A 16,673-nucleotide genomic window follows, 5' to 3' on the forward strand; every position below is an offset into this window, starting at 1 on the left:
CCGCGCCTTACTCGGGCGCGAAGAAATCGCTGCCGTGCTGATCGATCAGCTCCAGCGCCTTGCCGCCGCCGCGCGCCACGCAGGTCAGCGGATCGTCCGCCACCTGCACGTGCAGGCCGGTCTCCTCGGAGATCAGCCGGTCCAGGTCGCGCAGCAGCGCGCCGCCGCCGGTGAGCACGATGCCGCGCTCGGCGACGTCCGAACACAGTTCCGGCGGGGTCTGCTCCAGCGCCGACTTCACCGCCGCCACGATACCGGCGAGCGGCTCGTGCAGTGCCTCGAGGATCTCGTTGGAGTTGATCGTGAACATGCGCGGCACGCCCTCGGCCAGGTTGCGGCCGGAGATCTCGATCTCCTTGACCTCGCCCTGCGGGAACGCGCAGCCGATCTGCAGCTTGATCCGCTCGGCGGTGGATTCGCCGATCAGGGTGCCATGGTTGCGCCGCACGTAGTTGATGATCGCCTCGTCGAAGCGGTCGCCACCCACGCGCACCGACTGCGAATAGACGATGCCGTTGAGCGAGATCACCGCCACTTCCGAGGTACCGCCGCCGATGTCCAGCACCATCGCGCCGCGCGCCTCGTGCACCGGGATGCCGGCGCCGATCGCGGCAGCCATCGGTTCCTCGATCAGGAACACGTCGCGGGCGCCGGCGCCTTCGGCCGATTCCTTGATCGCGCGGCGCTCGACCTGGGTCGAGCCGCACGGCACGCACACCAGCACGCGCGGGCTCGGGCGCAGAAAGCGCGACTTGTGCACCTGCTTGATGAAGTGCTGCAGCATCGCCTCGGTCATGGTGAAGTCGGCGATCACGCCATCCTTCATCGGTCGCACCGTGGCAATGTTGCCCGGCGTGCGACCGAGCATGCGCTTGGCGTCACTGCCAACCGCCGCGATCGTGCGCGGGCCGCCGGGACCGCGGTCCTGGCGGATCGCCACCACCGAGGGCTCGTTCAACACGATGCCCTGGCTACGCACGTAGATCAGCGTATTGGCCGTGCCGAGGTCGATGGAGATGTCGTTGGAGAAGATCCCGCGAAACTTCTTGAACATGGGTCCGCCGTGGTCCGGCCTGGCTAAAAAGTAAGCTCGCCAGTCTAGTCAGCGTGATTCGCATGCGCAAGGACAATAACGTTAAGAAACCCTTTTACAACACGACCATAAGCGCACTTTCTGCGCCTTGAAGTGAGCTGGGTCCGCTGCCGGAAGTCGCCAATTCGAGCAGATGGCGGTAGCATGCACCCTTTTGATCGGCGCCTTCCGGTCCGGCTCCAGGCCGGTCGTGGCGGCGCGCCCTTCACCACGACCTTGCCCGGGGACTCCCGCACATCATGCCTGCTGTCATCTGCGGATCGCTGGCCTACGACACCATCATGGTGTTCCAGGACCAGTTCAAGAACCACATCCTACCCGACCAGATGCACATCCTGAACGTGTCGTTCCTGGTGCCACGCATGCGCCGCGAATTCGGCGGCTGCGCCGGCAACATCGCCTACAACCTCAAGCTGCTCGGCGGCGATCCGCTGCCCGTGGCGGCCGTCGGTCAGGATTTCGGTCCGTACCGCAAGCACATGGAGCAATGCGGCATCCGGCTCGACGGCGTGCGCGAGTTCGACGACCAGTTCACCCCGCAGTGCTTCATCACCACCGACCTGGACAACAACCAGATCACCGCCTTCCATCCCGGCGCGATGTCCAGCGCGCAGGAAAACCACGTGCGCGACATCCCGCAGATCGACTTCGCGATCGTCGCGCCCGACGGCCGCGAGGCGATGCTGCAGCACGTGGACGAGTTCGCCACGCGAGGCGTGCCGTTCATCTTCGATCCGGGCCAGGCGATGCCGCTGTTCAGCGGCGACGAGTTCCGCGCGATGATCGGCAAGTCGACCTACGTGATCGTCAACGACTACGAGTCGCAGCTGCTGCAGACCCGCACCGGCTGGAGCGCTGCCGAGATTGCCGAGCGGGTGACGGCGTATATCGTGACGCAGGGGCCGCGCGGCTCGATCATCCACGCCGGCAGCGACACTTACCGCATCCCGCCGGCACGCGAACGCCAGATTGTGGATCCCACCGGCTGTGGCGACGCTTATCGCGCCGGCCACGGTAGAGCCGCTCGCGCAGTTGCGGATCCATCGCCGGATCAAAGCGCCGCTCCATCCGCCACAACGTCGCGAGCTGCTCGCGACTGTCCCAGAAGCCCACGGCCAGACCAGCCAGGAAGGCGGCGCCCAGTGCGGTGGTCTCGGCAATTTGCGGCCGCAGCACCGGCACGCCGAGCATGTCGCTCTGGAACTGCGCGATGAAGTCGTTGGCGATCGCACCGCCATCGGCGCGCAACTCCTTCAGCGGTATACCGGCATCCGCCTCCATCGCGGCCAGCACGTCACGCGACTGGTAAGCCATCGACTCCAGCGCCGCGCGCACCACATGCTCCTTGCGGGTGCCTCGCGACAAACCGAACATCGCGCCACGCACGTCGCTGTGCCAGTACGGCGCGCCCAGCCCGACGAAGGCCGGCACCAGATACACGCCTTCGCTCGAATCCACGCCTTCGGCGCACGCCTGCGAATCGCTGGCGCGCACCAGCATGTGCAGGCCATCGCGCAGCCACTGCACCACCGAGCCGGCGACGAAGATGCTGCCTTCCAGCGCGTACTCGACGGTGCCATCCAGTTCCCATGCGATCGTGGTCAGCAGACCATGCTGCGAGGGCACGGCTTGGGTTCCGGTATGCATCAACATGAAGCAGCCGGTGCCATAGGTGTTCTTGGCCATGCCGGGCTGGAAACAGGCCTGGCCAAACAACGCCGCCTGCTGGTCGCCGGCCACGCCACTGATCGGCACGCCGGCTGGCACGCCGGGCAGCGCCACGGTGCGGCCGTATACCTCGCTGCACGAACGCACCTGCGGCAACATGCTGCGCGGGATATCAAGCATGCCCAGCAGGTCGTCGTCCCACTGCCGCGAGTGGATGTCGAACAGCAACGTACGCCCGGCGTTGCTGACGTCGGTCACGTGCAGCCTGCCGCCGGTGAGATTCCAGATCAGCCAGCTATCGATCGTCCCGAACAGCAGGTCGCCCCGCTCCGCCCGGGTGCGTGCGCCCTCGACGTGGTCGAGGATCCAGCGGATCTTGCTGCCGGAAAAGTACGCGTCGATCAGCAAGCCGGTCTTCTCGCGCACCAGCGAGGCAAAACCATCGGCTTCCAGGCGCTCGCAGATCGCCAGGCTTTGCCGCGACTGCCAGACGATCGCGTTATGGATCGGCCTGCCGGAATGTCGATCCCAGACCACGGTGGTTTCGCGTTGGTTGGTGATGCCGATGCCGGCCAATTCGCCGGCCTCGACTCGCGCCGAGGCCAGCACGTCGGCGACCGTCGCCAGTACGCTGGCCAGAATCTCCTGCGGATCATGCTCGACCCAGCCCGGTTGCGGGAAGATCTGACGAAACTCGCGTTGCGCCGAGCCGACCACGGTGCCGGCCCGATCAAACAACATGGCGCGCGAACTGGTGGTGCCCTGATCGATCGCCAGTATGTAACGTTGCGCCACGACCTTTCCCTTCACGCGAACCCGACGACAAAGATTAGCAACTGAGCAAGCGCGGCGCCGGCGTGCCCCCGAAGAATCGACGAATGTGGCAGCCCCCTGCATTCCATCGTTGCCGGAGGCTCGGGAAAGAGCGTTGGCCATGCGTTTGCATGGATGGAGATTACGGTTGCCAAAGACGAAAGCCTCCCCGCGAGGGGAAGACTCTCCCGGGAAAAGCCTTGGACGGCAGTCTGTGGCGCCCCGCGCCGGATGATCCCCCCGGCAATCGCACGCAAAGAAAAACCCTCATCGTTGTCGATGAGGGTTTTCGGTATAAAGCCCCTGGCGGTGACCTACTCTTGCATGGCAAAGCCACACTACCATCGGCGCATGCGCGTTTCACTTCTGAGTTCGGGATGGGATCAGGTGGGACCACGCCGCTATGGCCGCCAGGGAAGGGGTGGGAGCAGCGCTTGAGCGCCGGCTCCACAGAGGGTGTAAACGAGTGACAAGCGTCGAGGTGAATCGGTTTACCGAGAGAAGTTCGTGCACGTGAAGCCACTTGGGGTTATATGGTCAAGCCGCACGGCTCATTAGTATCAGTTAGCTGAACGCATTGCTGCGCTTCCACACCTGACCTATCAACCACCTGGTCTTGATGGTGCCTTAAGGAGAGTCAAGCTCTCGGGAGATCTCATCTTGGGGCGTGCTTCCCGCTTAGATGCTTTCAGCGGTTATCACTTCCGTTCATAGCTACCGGGCAATGCCTCTGGCGAGACAACCCGAACACCAGCGGAACGTCCACTCCGGTCCTCTCGTACTAGGAGCAGCCCCCCTCAAATCTCCAACGCCCACGACAGATAGGGACCGAACTGTCTCACGACGTTCTGAACCCAGCTCGCGTACCACTTTAAATGGCGAACAGCCATACCCTTGGGACCGGCTACAGCCCCAGGATGTGATGAGCCGACATCGAGGTGCCAAACACCGCCGTCGATATGAACTCTTGGGCGGTATCAGCCTGTTATCCCCGGAGTACCTTTTATCCGTTGAGCGATGGCCCTTCCATACAGAACCACCGGATCACTAAGACCTACTTTCGTACCTGCTTGATCCGTCGATCTCGCAGTCAAGCACGCTTATGCCTTTGCACACAGTGCGCGATGTCCGACCGCGCTGAGCGTACCTTCGTGCTCCTCCGTTACTCTTTGGGAGGAGACCGCCCCAGTCAAACTACCCACCATACACGGTCCCTGGTCCGGATTACGGATCGAGGTTAGAACGTCAAGCACTTCAGGGTGGTATTTCAAGGATGGCTCCATGCAAACTGGCGTCTGCACTTCAAAGCCTCCCACCTATCCTACACAGAAGAACTCAACGTTCAGTGTAAAGCTATAGTAAAGGTTCACGGGGTCTTTCCGTCTTGCCGCGGGAACGCTGCATCTTCACAGCGAATTCAATTTCACTGAGTCTCGGGTGGAGACAGCGCCGCTGTCGTTACGCCATTCGTGCAGGTCGGAACTTACCCGACAAGGAATTTCGCTACCTTAGGACCGTTATAGTTACGGCCGCCGTTTACTGGGGCTTCGATCAAGAGCTTCGCCTTGCGGCTGACCCCATCAATTAACCTTCCAGCACCGGGCAGGCGTCACACCCTATACGTCCACTTTCGTGTTTGCAGAGTGCTGTGTTTTTGATAAACAGTCGCAGCGGCCAGGTTACTGCGACCCTTCAACGCTCAGTCACGCACGTGACCACGTCGAAGGGCGCACCTTCTCCCGAAGTTACGGTGCCATTTTGCCTAGTTCCTTCACCCGAGTTCTCTCAAGCGCCTTGGGATTCTCACCCTGCCTACCAGTGTCGGTTTACGGTACGGTTTTTCTCAAGCTGAAGCTTAGTGGCTTTTCCTGGAAGCGTAGTATCAGTCACTTCGCCCAAAAGGGCTCGTCTCGGTGCTCGGCATAAAGGATCCCGGATTTGCCAAAGATCCATGCCTACCGCCTTTCCCCGGGGCAACCAACGCCCGGTAGACCTAACTTTCTCCGTCCCCACATCGCACTTGAGAAAAGTGCTGGAATATTAACCAGCTTCCCATCGACTACGCATTTCTGCCTCGCCTTAGGGGCCGACTCACCCTGCGCCGATGAACGTTGCGCGAGGAAACCTTGGGCTTTCGGCGTGGGGGCTTTTCACCCCCATTATCGTTACTCATGTCAGCATTCGCACTTCCGATACCTCCAGCAGACCTTACGATCCACCTTCACAGGCTTACGGAACGCTCCTCTACCGCGTACACATAAATGTGCACACCCCGAGCTTCGGTGCATGGCTTAGCCCCGTTAAATCTTCCGCGCAGACCGACTCGACCAGTGAGCTATTACGCTTTCTTTAAAGGATGGCTGCTTCTAAGCCAACCTCCTGGCTGTCTATGCCTTTCCACATCGTTTTCCACTTAGCCATGACTTGGGGACCTTAGCTGCGGGTCTGGGTTGTTTCCCTTTTCACGACGGACGTTAGCACCCGCCGTGTGTCTCCCGGATAGTCTGTCCTGGTATTCGGAGTTTGCCATGGTTTGGTAAGTCGCGATGACCCCCTAGCCATAACAGTGCTCTACCCCCAGGAAGATTCGTCCGAGGCGCTACCTAAATAGCTTTCGAGGAGAACCAGCTATCTCCGAGTTTGTTTAGCCTTTCACTCCTATCCTCAGCTCATCCCCATCTATTGCAACAGATGTGGGTTCGGTCCTCCAGTGCGTGTTACCGCACCTTCAACCTGGCCAAGGATAGATCACTCGGTTTCGGGTCTACTGCCAGAGACTATGCGCCCTATTCAGACTCGATTTCTCTTCGCCTCCCCTATACGGTTAAGCTTGCCACTGACAGTAAGTCGCTGACCCATTATACAAAAGGTACGCAGTCACCCTTGCGGGCTTCCACTGCTTGTACGTATACGGTTTCAGGGTCTATTTCACTCCCCTCTCCGGGGTTCTTTTCGCCTTTCCCTCACGGTACTAGTTCGCTATCGGTCAGTCAGGAGTATTTAGCCTTGGAGGATGGTCCCCCCATGTTCAGACAAGGTTTCACGTGCCCCGCCTTACTCAATTTCACGCACGGTGCCCTTTCGCTTACCGGGCTATCACCGTCTATGGCCAGCCTTTCCAGACTGTTCAACTAAAACACTGTGCGCTTTTGGGCTAGTCCCCGTTCGCTCGTCGCTACTGAGGGAATCTCGGTTGATTTCTTTTCCTCCGGGTACTTAGATATTTCAGTTCCCCGGGTTCGCCTTGCATGGCTATGTATTCACCATGCAATACCGCTCGCGCGGTGGGTTTCCCCATTCGGACATTGCCGGATCAAAGCTTGTTGCCAGCTCCCCGACACTTTTCGCAGGCTGCCACGTCCTTCATCGCCTCTGACTGCCAAGGCATCCACCGTATACGCTTAGTCGCTTGACCATATAACCCCAAGTCGCCTCGGGATCACACGTCCAAACCACTTCGTTCGTGCCTTAACACTTGCCTCGGTTCGGTTCGAACCAAGACGCTTGTCACTCGTTTACTTGTTTTCAAAGAACATCACGCCGGCCTCAATGCCGGATGATTTCGAAATCTTGGGTGTGCTGATACTTCACGCTGAGTGGTGGAGCCAGTCGGGATCGAACCGACGACCCCCTGCTTGCAAAGCAGGTGCTCTCCCAGCTGAGCTATGGCCCCATGGTGGGTCTGGGTGGACTCGAACCACCGGCCTCACCCTTATCAGGGGTGCGCTCTAACCACCTGAGCTACAGACCCATGAAGGATGAATCCCAGAACCCGCGAGCCAAGCTACCTGGTTTCGTTCGACGCGGCCGTGAGCCCCGTTCGAAGCGGTTGTTGTGAAGAGTCCGGTCCGGACGGCCGGCTCGGCTCTTCGCAACACGGACGTTGCGTAAAGCAAACCCTTCGCGTGAAGTACAGGTGTCTTGTGTGGACGTCTTGCGTGATGACTCACGCCGTCGTTTCTTGAAAGGAGGTGATCCAGCCGCACCTTCCGATACGGCTACCTTGTTACGACTTCACCCCAGTCATGGACCACTCCGTGGGCGTCGTCCTCCTTGCGGTTAGACTAACGCCTTCTGGAGCAACCCACTCCCATGGTGTGACGGGCGGTGTGTACAAGGCCCGGGAACGTATTCACCGCGGCATAGCTGATCCGCGATTACTAGCGATTCCGACTTCATGGAGTCGAGTTGCAGACTCCAATCCGGACTGGGATCGGCTTTCTGGGATTGGCTCCACCTCGCGGTATTGCAACCCTCTGTACCGACCATTGTAGTACGTGTGTAGCCCTGGCCGTAAGGGCCATGATGACTTGACGTCATCCCCACCTTCCTCCGGTTTGTCACCGGCAGTCTCCTTAGAGTTCCCACCTTTACGTGCTGGCAACTAAGGACAAGGGTTGCGCTCGTTGCGGGACTTAACCCAACATCTCACGACACGAGCTGACGACAGCCATGCAGCACCTGTGTTCCGATTCCCGAAGGCACTCCCGCATCTCTGCAGGATTCCGGACATGTCAAGGCCAGGTAAGGTTCTTCGCGTTGCATCGAATTAAACCACATACTCCACCGCTTGTGCGGGCCCCCGTCAATTCCTTTGAGTTTCAGTCTTGCGACCGTACTCCCCAGGCGGCGAACTTAACGCGTTTGCTTCGACACTGATCTCCGAGTTGAGACCAACATCCAGTTCGCATCGTTTAGGGCGTGGACTACCAGGGTATCTAATCCTGTTTGCTCCCCACGCTTTCGTGCTTCAGCGTCAGTGTTGTCCCAGATGGCCGCCTTCGCCACTGATGTTCCTCCCGATCTCTACGCATTTCACCGCTACACCGGGAATTCCACCATCCTCTGACACACTCTAGCTGCCCAGTATCCATCGCCATTCCCAGGTTGAGCCCGGGGATTTCACGACAGACTTAAGCAACCGCCTACGCACCCTTTACGCCCAGTAATTCCGATTAACGCTTGCACCCTTCGTATTACCGCGGCTGCTGGCACGAAGTTAGCCGGTGCTTATTCCTCAGGTACCGTCAGACTGCACACGTATTAAGCATGCAGATTTCGTTCCTGATAAAAGTGCTTTACAACCCGAAGGCCTTCTTCACACACGCGGCATTGCTGGATCAGGCTTGCGCCCATTGTCCAATATTCCCCACTGCTGCCTCCCGTAGGAGTCTGGGCCGTGTCTCAGTCCCAGTGTGGCTGATCATCCTCTCAGACCAGCTAGCGATCGTCGCCTTGGTAGGCCATTACCCCACCAACTAGCTAATCGCACATCGGTTCGTCCAGCCGCGCGAGGCCTAAAAGGTCCCCCGCTTTCTCCCGTAGGACGTATGCGGTATTAGTCCCGGTTTCCCGAGGTTATCCCCCACGTCTGGGTAGATCCCGATGCATTACTCACCCGTCCGCCACTCGCCACCCAAGGAGCAAGCTCCTCTGTGCTGCCGTTCGACTTGCATGTGTTAGGCATGCCGCCAGCGTTCAATCTGAGCCAGGATCAAACTCTTCACTTAAGTTTTCGACCATCCGAAGATGATCTATCTTTCCGAAGCGTTCTTCCCAACCGAAAAAACTCATTACTGACTTTCTTTGGTGGGACGCTTGCATTGCTTGGACAGGTCGCAACCCATCAGCACAAGACGTCCACACAATTCACCTGCGCACACTGTCAAAGATCTTCACTTCTCCAACCACCCTTTCGGTGATCGCCCCGGGCCTTTCGCACCGGGTGAGCCGCCCATTCTACATCGCTTTTCACTTCCGTCAACATCCGCAGCGAAGAAATTTTTCGGTGTGGGATATCGCGAAAACCTTCGCGAAAGGGCGCCTCGCCGAAGGGGCGTGAATCATAGCGCCGCCCCGCACTCCTGGGAAGGGGGTACGCGAATTTTCAGGCCAAAGCGCGGCGCGACGGGCGCTACACTCGTCAGCCATCACCATGCGACAGGACGAGCAGCACGATGAAACGATGGCTTGCCCCGATCTTCCTGCTGCTGGCCGGATGCTCCGGTCATGCACCGGCACAGCCGACTGCCGCAGCCGTGATGCTGCACGGCCAGCGCTTTTCGGTGGAGCTGGCCACCGACAACGCCAGCCGCCAGCGCGGCCTGATGATGCGCACGGCGCTGGCGCCCGACCGCGGCATGCTGTTCGTGTTTCCCCACATCGGGCCGCAGGCGTTCTGGATGAAGAACACGCTGATCCCGCTGGACATCCTGTATTTCGATGCGGATCGTCGATTGGTCTCGATGCAACTAAACGTTCCGCCATGCAAGGCCGACCCTTGTCCGACCTATCCCAGCGACGCGCCGGCGATCTACGTGCTGGAGCTGCCCGCGGGCACGGCGCAGCGCATCGGGGCGGCGCCTGGAGACACGTTGACGATCGACGGCCACGTCGGGCTGGTGCGCTGAACGGCTGCGCCAGGCGCATCGAGCATGCCGACGCGATAAGGGATCAAGTCCTCGAGGCGCAGGTTTTCCAGTGCGTCCCAGTCGTCTTCGAACGGAATGAACTGTTGCATGGATGTTCCCTGTGTGGCGCGCCGCCTGATCGGCGCAGGAACATCAGAGCAGGCGGCCCGGTCAATGCGCTGACGGGATCGGGCCGTTTGCGGGCGAGAATCGGCGTTCAGTCGAGCTCGATCATCTCGAAATCGTCCTTGGTGGTGCCGCAGTCCGGGCAGGTCCAGGTATCGGGCACGTCTTCCCAGCGAGTGCCGGCGGGAATCCCTTCGTCGGGCACGCCCATGGCTTCGTCATAGATGTAGCCGCAGACGACGCACATCCATTTGCGCAAGGCGGTTTCGGTGGAACTCTGGCTCATGATCGGATTTCTTCGGATTGCTAGGGGAATGGAGCATTCTCGCAACTCGCTCGACAATACGAAAGCGCGACGACGCCGCTGCCCCTCCACAACGCTCGCGAGGCCATGATTTGAAGACGCCCACCCCCCAACCGGGCCGCGGCCTGTACGCCATCACCGATGGGCCGCGCGCCGATCTGCTCGACGTCGTCGCGCAGGCACTGGCCGGCGGCACGAGGCTGCTGCAATACCGCGACTTGAGCGACGACACGGCGCGGCGCCGCGCCGAAGCGACGGCGCTCGCACAGTTGTGCCGCGCCTACGGCGTGCCGTTGATCATCGACCACGATATCGCGCTGGCTCTGGCCGCTGGCGCCGACGGCGTGCATCTGGGCCGCGACGATGACGATCCCACCGCCGTGCGCGCCGTGCTGGGCGAACACGCGATCGTCGGCGTGTCGTGCTACGGCTCGCTGTCGCGTGCGCAGGCCGCCGCGCGCGCCGGCGCCAGCTACGTGTCGTTCGGCGCGTTCTTTCCTTCGCCGACCAAGCCGCAGGCAGCGTGCGTTCCGCTCGATCTGCTGAGGCAAAGCGCCGCGCTGGGCGTGCCGCGGGTGGCGATCGGCGGCATCACGCCGGACAATGGTGCTGCGCTGGTCGAAGCCGGCGCCGACTACCTGGCGGCCGTCACCGCCGTGTTCGCCGTCCCCGACGTGCGCGCCGCCGCGCAGCGCTTCGCCGCCCTGTATCCCTCCGATCGAGAATCCGCCCGATGAGCAACCACGAACTCTTCCAGCGCGCCCGGCAGCTGATGCCCGGCGGCGTGAACTCGCCGGTGCGCGCGTTCAAGTCGGTCGGCGGTGAACCGTTCTTCACCGCACGGGCGGACGGCGCCTGCCTGTGGGACGTGGAAGGCACGCGCTACATCGACTACGTCGGCTCGTGGGGTCCGATGATCGTGGGCCACAACCATCCGGCGGTGCGCGAGGCGGTCGAGCGCGCGGTAAAGGACGGCCTGTCGTTCGGCACGCCCTGTCCAGCCGAGGTGACCATGGCCGAGACGATCACCCGGCTGATTCCGTCGGTCGAGATGGTGCGCATGGTCAACTCCGGCACCGAGGCCACCATGTCGGCGATCCGCCTCGCGCGCGGCGCCACCGGCCGCAGCAAGATCGTGAAATTCGAAGGCTGCTACCACGGTCACGGCGACAGCTTCCTGGTAAAGGCCGGCTCCGGCGCGCTGACCTTCGGCGTACCGACTTCGCCGGGCGTGCCGAAGGCGAATGCCGATCTCACGCTGACCCTGCCGTACAACGACCTCGCGGCGGCGCAGGCGCTGTTCGCCGAACACGGCGGCGAGATCGCCGGCCTGATCATCGAGCCGGTCGCCGGCAACATGAACTGCATCCCGCCGTTGGACGGTTATCTGCAGGGCCTGCGCGAGCTGTGCACGCAGCACGGCACCTTGCTGATCTTCGACGAAGTGATGACCGGTTTTCGCGTGGCGCTCGGCGGCGCGCAGGCGCACTACGGCGTCACGCCGGACCTCACCACGTTCGGCAAGATCATCGGCGGCGGCATGCCGGTGGGTGCCTACGGCGGCCGCCGCGAACTGATGGAACAGATCGCCCCGAGCGGGCCGATCTACCAGGCCGGCACGCTCTCCGGCAATCCGGTGGCAATGGCCGCTGGGCTGGCGATGCTGGAGCTGATCCAGGCGCCCGGCTTCCACGACAAGCTGGCCGCCCGCACCCGCCTGCTCTGCGACGGCCTGCAGTCGGTGGCCGACGGCGAAGGCGTCGCGTTCAGCACCAATCGCGTCGGCGGCATGTTCGGCCTGTTCTTCAGCGCCGAAAAGGTGCACAGCTACGCGCAGGCCACGGCGGCGGACACGGCGCTGTTCAACCGCTTCTTCCACGGCATGTTGAAGCGCGGCGTGTACCTGGCGCCATCGGCGTTCGAGGCCGGCTTCATGTCCAGTGCGCACACCGACCAGGACATCGCCGACACGCTGGAAGCCGCGCGCGGCGCCCTGCGCGACGCGAAGGGCTGATTACCAGCTGCCGGTATTGGGCATCGACGCCCACGGCTCGCGCGGCGGCAGGTGGCCTTCCTGCAGCAGCTCGATCGAGATCAGGTCGGGCGAGCGCACGAAGGCCATGTGGCCGTCGCGCGGTGGGCGGTGGATGGTGCAGCCCATCGCCTGCAGGCGCGCGCAGGTGGCGTAGATGTCCTCCACGCGGAAGGCGAGGTGGCCGAAGTTGCGCGCGCTGCCGTAATCCTCGGTCGAACCCCAGTTCCAGGTCAGCTCGATTTCGGCCTCGGGGCTGTCCGGCGCCGCCAGGAACACCAGCGTGTACTTGCCTTCCGGCACCTCCTTGCGGCGCACTTCGCGCAGGCCCAGGCCTTCGCAGTAGAAACGCAACGAGGCCTCGAGGTCGCGGACGCGCACCATGCTGTGCAGGTATTTCATCGCGGATGCTCCTGATCGACAGGCCTCAGCCTGCCGCAAAATCGCTCAACGCCGCGTGCAGGCGCGCGAGGCCGTCGGCAAGTTCTTCGTCGGTGATGGTCAGCGGCGGCACGAAACGCAGCACGTCCGGCCCGGCCTGCAGCAGCAGCAGGCCATGCGCGGCGGCGCAGTCGAGGATCGCCCCCGCCTCGCCCCGGTACGCGTCGGCCAGCACCGCACCGATCATCAACCCGCGCCCGCGCACCTCGGCGAACAGCTGCAGTTCGTGGTCGATCCGGGCCAATCCCGCACGCAGGTCGTGCGCCTGCCGTTCCACATTCATCAGCACCGCCGGCGAGGCCAGCTTGGCCAGCGCAACGCGTGCCACCGCGGCGGCCATCGGATTGCCGCCGAAGGTGGTGCCATGCGCACCGTACTGCATCACCTCGGCCACCTTCGGGCCGGCCAGCATCGCACCGATCGGAAAGCCGCAGCCGAGCGCCTTGGCCAGGGTCACGATGTCCGGCGCAACATTGTCGTGCGCGTGCGCAAACAGCGTTCCGGTGCGGCCCATGCCGCACTGGATCTCGTCCAGCACCAGCAACGCGTCATGCTGATCGCACAGCTCGCGAACGCGCTTGAGGAACCCCGGTGCGGCCGGCAGCACGCCGCCCTCGCCCTGCACCGGCTCCAGCATCACCGCGGCGATGTCGCCGGTGGCGAAGGCCGCCTCCAGTGCAGCGACATCGTTGAAATCCGCATAGCCGAAACCCGCCGGCAACGGCTCGTAGCCCGCCTGGTACTTCGGCTGCGCGGTGGCGGTGACCGTAGCCAGCGTGCGGCCGTGGAACGCCCCCCTGAACGTGAGGATGCTGCGCCGCTCCGGCGGGCGCCCGTTCGACGCCGCCCACTTGCGCACCAGCTTGATTGCCGCCTCGTTTGCTTCGGCGCCGGAGTTGCACAGGAACACGCGCTCGGCGAACCCCGACGCGTGCACCAGCTCCTCGGCCAGCCGCAGCGGCGGCTCGGTGTAGAACACGTTGCTGCTGTGCCAGAGCTTGTGCGCCTGCGTCACCAGCGCGGCGAGCAGGTCCGGGTCCTGGTGGCCGAGCGCATTCACCGCGATGCCGGCGCCGAAATCCACATAGTCGCGCCCTTCGGTATCCCACACCCGCGCGCCCTTGCCGTGATCGAGCACCAGCTCACGCGGCTTGTACACCGGCAGCCAGTAGCGCTTGCCGAGCTCGATCAGAGCGGAAGATTGTTCGTGCATGTGACTCTCGGGGCGGCGGCGCGTGCCGCTGGGTGGATGACGGGTATGGCGTGGCGCGCATCGTAGAGCCGCGCCGCGACCGCACACAATCTCCGCTGCTGTAACACCAGCCGACGGACTGTATCGCCCGCGTTACAGCCCATCGCAATGCAGTCGTGGCGCGCATCGCCACACCCAGCAGCCACTCGACGCAGGTGGCCGCTGTATACGCGACGACACGGCAACGCCACGGCACGAATCGATCCGATGGCCGAAAACCGCACTGTGGCGGGCCATGTCGCGAATGGCACGCGGATTGCTCGTGCGGATTCGGGGATCAACGCTGAAGGGACATCCATGTATCCGTGCCGCTGTCATCGATTCCCTGACCGCATCTTGCTGGTGCTGCTGAGCGTGCTGCTGCCGGCCGGCGTATTGGCCGCCGATGCCCGCCAGGCCGTAAGGCCGGCGGTGGGCGATGCCATCGGCAGCGCCTTGAATGGCGGCAACGGGCACCTTGGGGTATCCGGCGACGACATCGGCAACGTGGCCGCGCAAGCGGCCAACGAGGGCGGTAACCCGGCAGTCCTGTAGCCGGGCACCAACGGAACCCCCCCGGCCCGTCCCCTGCGGGCCGGGGGGACTTCCTTCGCAGGGAAACGAACGCACGGAAGCCAGCGATGCGAGCTGTCTTCCTCATGGCTTTTTTTGCCTGTGGTCCTGGGCGTTGCCGGCGGGCGAGCCGGAGCCGCCGACGTGGGCTTCAGCGGCGTGCTGCCTGACGGCGCGCCTTGCAACCGCCCGGTCGCGGGCATGCAGGAGGGCCGTTACATCAACATGGTGCGCCAGCACACCGGCTATGGCTGCGGTGCCGCCGCGCTGGTCACGATCCTGCGCGACGCCGCACCAGACGCCCGATGCGCCGGACTACAGCGTCACCTTCAAGATTCCCTACACGTTCTGGGTCACCGGCCCGTTCAGGCCTGCCGCGGGTCGTTCCGCACGAAAGGGAAAGCCGCTGCCCCGCGAGCCCTCCAGCTCCAGCTGGTGCTTCTTGCACAGGCGATACACGGTGACTCGCGACACGTTGAGTCGTCGCGCGCATTCGCTGATGTTGTAGTGGCTTTCGCGCAGGCAGTTCAGCACCGCCTCGCGCTCGGCCGAGACTCGCGTCAGGTCGAGGCTGGAGCGGGCGGGAGCGGCGGGCCGCGCATCCGGCAGGTCAAGGTCGGCCGCACTGATCAACGTGCCCTCGGCAACGACGGCGGCACGTTGCACGCGGTTGAGCAGCTCGCGTACGTTGCCGGGCCAGCTGAACTCGCGCATGGCCTGCCGCGCGCTGCTGCTGAACGTGTGGGCGCGGCCGGGATGGCGGAGACGGAACGCATCCAGGAAATTCTGTGCGAGCAACTCGACATCGCCACCGCGTTCGCGCAGCGCGGGCATGCGCAGGCGCAGCACGTTGAGCCGGTAATACAGATCCTCGCGGAAGCTGCCTTGCGCCACCGCCGATTCCAGATCCACATGCGTGGCGGCCAGCACGCGCACGTCCAGCTTGATCGGCTGGCTCGAGCCCACGCGCTCCAGCGTGCCTTCCTGCAGCAAGCGCAGCAGGCTGGTCTGGGCGTCGAGCGGCAAGTCGCCGACCTCGTCGAGGAATACCGTGCCCCCGGCGGCTGCCTCGAAATGCCCGATGCGCCGCACGTTGGCGCCGGTAAAGGCGCCACGCTCGTGGCCGAACAGCTCGGACTGCACCAGATTCGGTGGCAACGCGCCGCAGTTGATGGCGACGAACGGCCGATCGCGGCGCGTCGACAGGCCATGCAGCGCGCGTGCTGCAAGCTCCTTGCCGCTGCCGGTCTCGCCGGTGATCAGCACCGGCAAGTCCACCGGGGCATATTTGCGCAGGCTGGCTACCGTGCTGCACATCACCGGGCTTTGCGCACCCATGATGCCAGGGATATCCGTCTTTTCCGCGGCAGGCATCCAGCCTTTGCCGAACTTCATCAAGGTATCGATGAGGCGCTGCATGTCGACCGGCGTCGTGAAGAAGCTCTCGCTGGCCCGCATGATGCGTTCCACCTCCGGCGTATCGGCGGCGACTTCCTGGGGCACCAGGGCAAGCCACGGCAGCCATGGGTGGTTGGCCATCAACCGGCCTATCGCCTGCACCATATCCACATTGCTGCAGCGCAAGTCGGCCATGGCCACCACGATATCGTCGCGCCGCATGCCCACGCCGTCCTGCAACCGCGCATCGCCGACCCTGGTACGCCAACCCGCCCGGGCCAGACAGGCGCATTCCTCATCCGTCGGCTGGCCAAACCAGACCACGCAACGCCTGGATACCTGATTGCCCGTCATGGCACTGACCCCCCTGTCCCCAAGGTCGCAGTTGCGGTTCGGAACGATCACCTGGCGACCGTTTCCGCTGACCTTTGCAGCCGCATCCTGCGCCCCGGTTGCTACAAAAGTGTGATGTGCAACGCGCAATATACGCCCGGGAAAACGAGCAATACGTGAAGAAACAAGACTTTCTGAACACCCACGGGCAAGGGGCCGACGACGGCGGGTCCACGCCAACCGCCCCGGTC

10 protein-coding genes, 2 tRNA genes, 3 rRNA genes and 1 pseudogene are annotated in these 16,673 nt (G+C 63.1%); 5 read left to right on the forward strand and 11 right to left on the reverse strand.

Features of this window, described 5'->3' with window-relative positions; translation table 11 throughout:
- Positions 1-7 precede the first annotated feature (7 nt).
- The gene (locus R5H19_RS15255; RefSeq protein ID WP_318159893.1) at positions 8-1,054 is read right to left on the reverse strand and encodes a rod shape-determining protein; all 1,047 of its coding nucleotides are present in this window, start codon (positions 1,052-1,054) and stop codon (positions 8-10) included.
- A gap of 278 nt (positions 1,055-1,332) precedes the next feature.
- On the opposite strand from R5H19_RS15255, the pseudogene R5H19_RS15260 reads away from it, so the two are divergent.
- Positions 1,333-2,103: pseudogene (locus R5H19_RS15260) on the forward strand (carbohydrate kinase family protein); the annotation flags it as partial.
- Here R5H19_RS15260 and glpK read toward each other — a convergent pair.
- The 6 genes from glpK to R5H19_RS15290 form a co-directional block, all read right to left on the reverse strand.
- A complete protein-coding gene (gene glpK, locus R5H19_RS15265) occupies positions 2,009-3,556 on the reverse strand; it encodes a glycerol kinase GlpK (RefSeq protein ID WP_318159894.1) in 1,548 nt (515 codons plus the stop codon). The pseudogene R5H19_RS15260 and the gene glpK sit on opposite strands and share 95 nt — an antisense overlap.
- A gap of 319 nt (positions 3,557-3,875) precedes the next feature.
- A 5S ribosomal RNA gene (gene rrf, locus R5H19_RS15270) occupies positions 3,876-3,989 on the reverse strand.
- Positions 3,990-4,107: 118 nt separating this feature from the next.
- Positions 4,108-6,989, reverse strand: a 23S ribosomal RNA gene (locus tag R5H19_RS15275).
- 182 nt (positions 6,990-7,171) lie between these two features.
- Positions 7,172-7,247, reverse strand: a tRNA-Ala gene (locus R5H19_RS15280).
- Position 7,248: 1 nt separating this feature from the next.
- Positions 7,249-7,325, reverse strand: a tRNA-Ile gene (locus R5H19_RS15285).
- A gap of 213 nt (positions 7,326-7,538) precedes the next feature.
- Positions 7,539-9,084, reverse strand: a 16S ribosomal RNA gene (locus R5H19_RS15290).
- Together the 16S, 23S and 5S rRNA genes with 2 tRNA genes alongside form the textbook arrangement of a ribosomal RNA operon.
- 447 nt (positions 9,085-9,531) lie before the next feature.
- Here R5H19_RS15290 and R5H19_RS15295 point away from each other — a divergent pair.
- On the forward strand, positions 9,532-9,984 hold the full coding sequence (locus R5H19_RS15295; RefSeq protein ID WP_318159895.1) for a DUF192 domain-containing protein: 453 nt from the start codon (positions 9,532-9,534) through the stop codon (positions 9,982-9,984).
- A gap of 217 nt (positions 9,985-10,201) precedes the next feature.
- On the opposite strand, the gene R5H19_RS15300 is transcribed toward R5H19_RS15295, so the two are convergent.
- Positions 10,202-10,396, reverse strand: a complete 195-nt coding sequence (locus tag R5H19_RS15300) for a rubredoxin (RefSeq protein ID WP_318159896.1) — start codon at positions 10,394-10,396, stop codon at positions 10,202-10,204.
- A gap of 110 nt (positions 10,397-10,506) precedes the next feature.
- Here R5H19_RS15300 and thiE point away from each other — a divergent pair, with 110 nt between their 5' ends.
- Positions 10,507-11,151, forward strand: a complete 645-nt coding sequence (gene thiE / locus R5H19_RS15305; RefSeq protein ID WP_318159897.1) for a thiamine phosphate synthase — start codon at positions 10,507-10,509, stop codon at positions 11,149-11,151.
- Complete coding sequence (gene hemL, locus R5H19_RS15310; RefSeq protein WP_318159898.1) at positions 11,148-12,428, forward strand: glutamate-1-semialdehyde 2,1-aminomutase; 1,281 nt, start codon at positions 11,148-11,150, stop codon at positions 12,426-12,428. Before thiE ends, hemL begins: the two co-directional genes overlap by 4 nt.
- Here the strand turns inward: hemL and R5H19_RS15315 are convergent, their stop codons facing one another.
- Together R5H19_RS15315 and R5H19_RS15320 are read right to left on the reverse strand one after the other, a co-directional pair.
- Positions 12,429-12,848 (reverse strand): lactoylglutathione lyase, encoded by a 420-nt coding sequence (locus R5H19_RS15315; protein ID WP_318159899.1) that lies wholly within the window; start codon positions 12,846-12,848, stop codon positions 12,429-12,431. It lies immediately after the preceding gene.
- Between the two features lie 25 nt (positions 12,849-12,873).
- Positions 12,874-14,100, reverse strand: coding sequence for an acetylornithine/succinylornithine family transaminase (locus tag R5H19_RS15320; protein ID WP_318159900.1), 1,227 nt, complete (start codon positions 14,098-14,100; stop codon positions 12,874-12,876).
- A 246-nt stretch (positions 14,101-14,346) separates the two neighbouring features.
- Here R5H19_RS15320 and R5H19_RS15325 point away from each other — a divergent pair, with 246 nt between their 5' ends.
- A complete protein-coding gene (locus R5H19_RS15325) occupies positions 14,347-14,673 on the forward strand; it encodes a hypothetical protein (RefSeq protein WP_318159901.1) in 327 nt (108 codons plus the stop codon).
- Positions 14,674-15,030: 357 nt separating this feature from the next.
- Here R5H19_RS15325 and R5H19_RS15330 read toward each other — a convergent pair whose 3' ends face one another.
- Positions 15,031-16,443, reverse strand: a complete 1,413-nt coding sequence (locus R5H19_RS15330; protein ID WP_318160205.1) for a sigma-54 dependent transcriptional regulator — start codon at positions 16,441-16,443, stop codon at positions 15,031-15,033.
- Between the last annotated feature and the right edge of the window lie 230 nt (positions 16,444-16,673).

It is taken from the genome of Rhodanobacter sp. KK11, from assembly GCF_033345435.1.
GTDB lineage: Bacteria > Pseudomonadota > Gammaproteobacteria > Xanthomonadales > Rhodanobacteraceae > Rhodanobacter.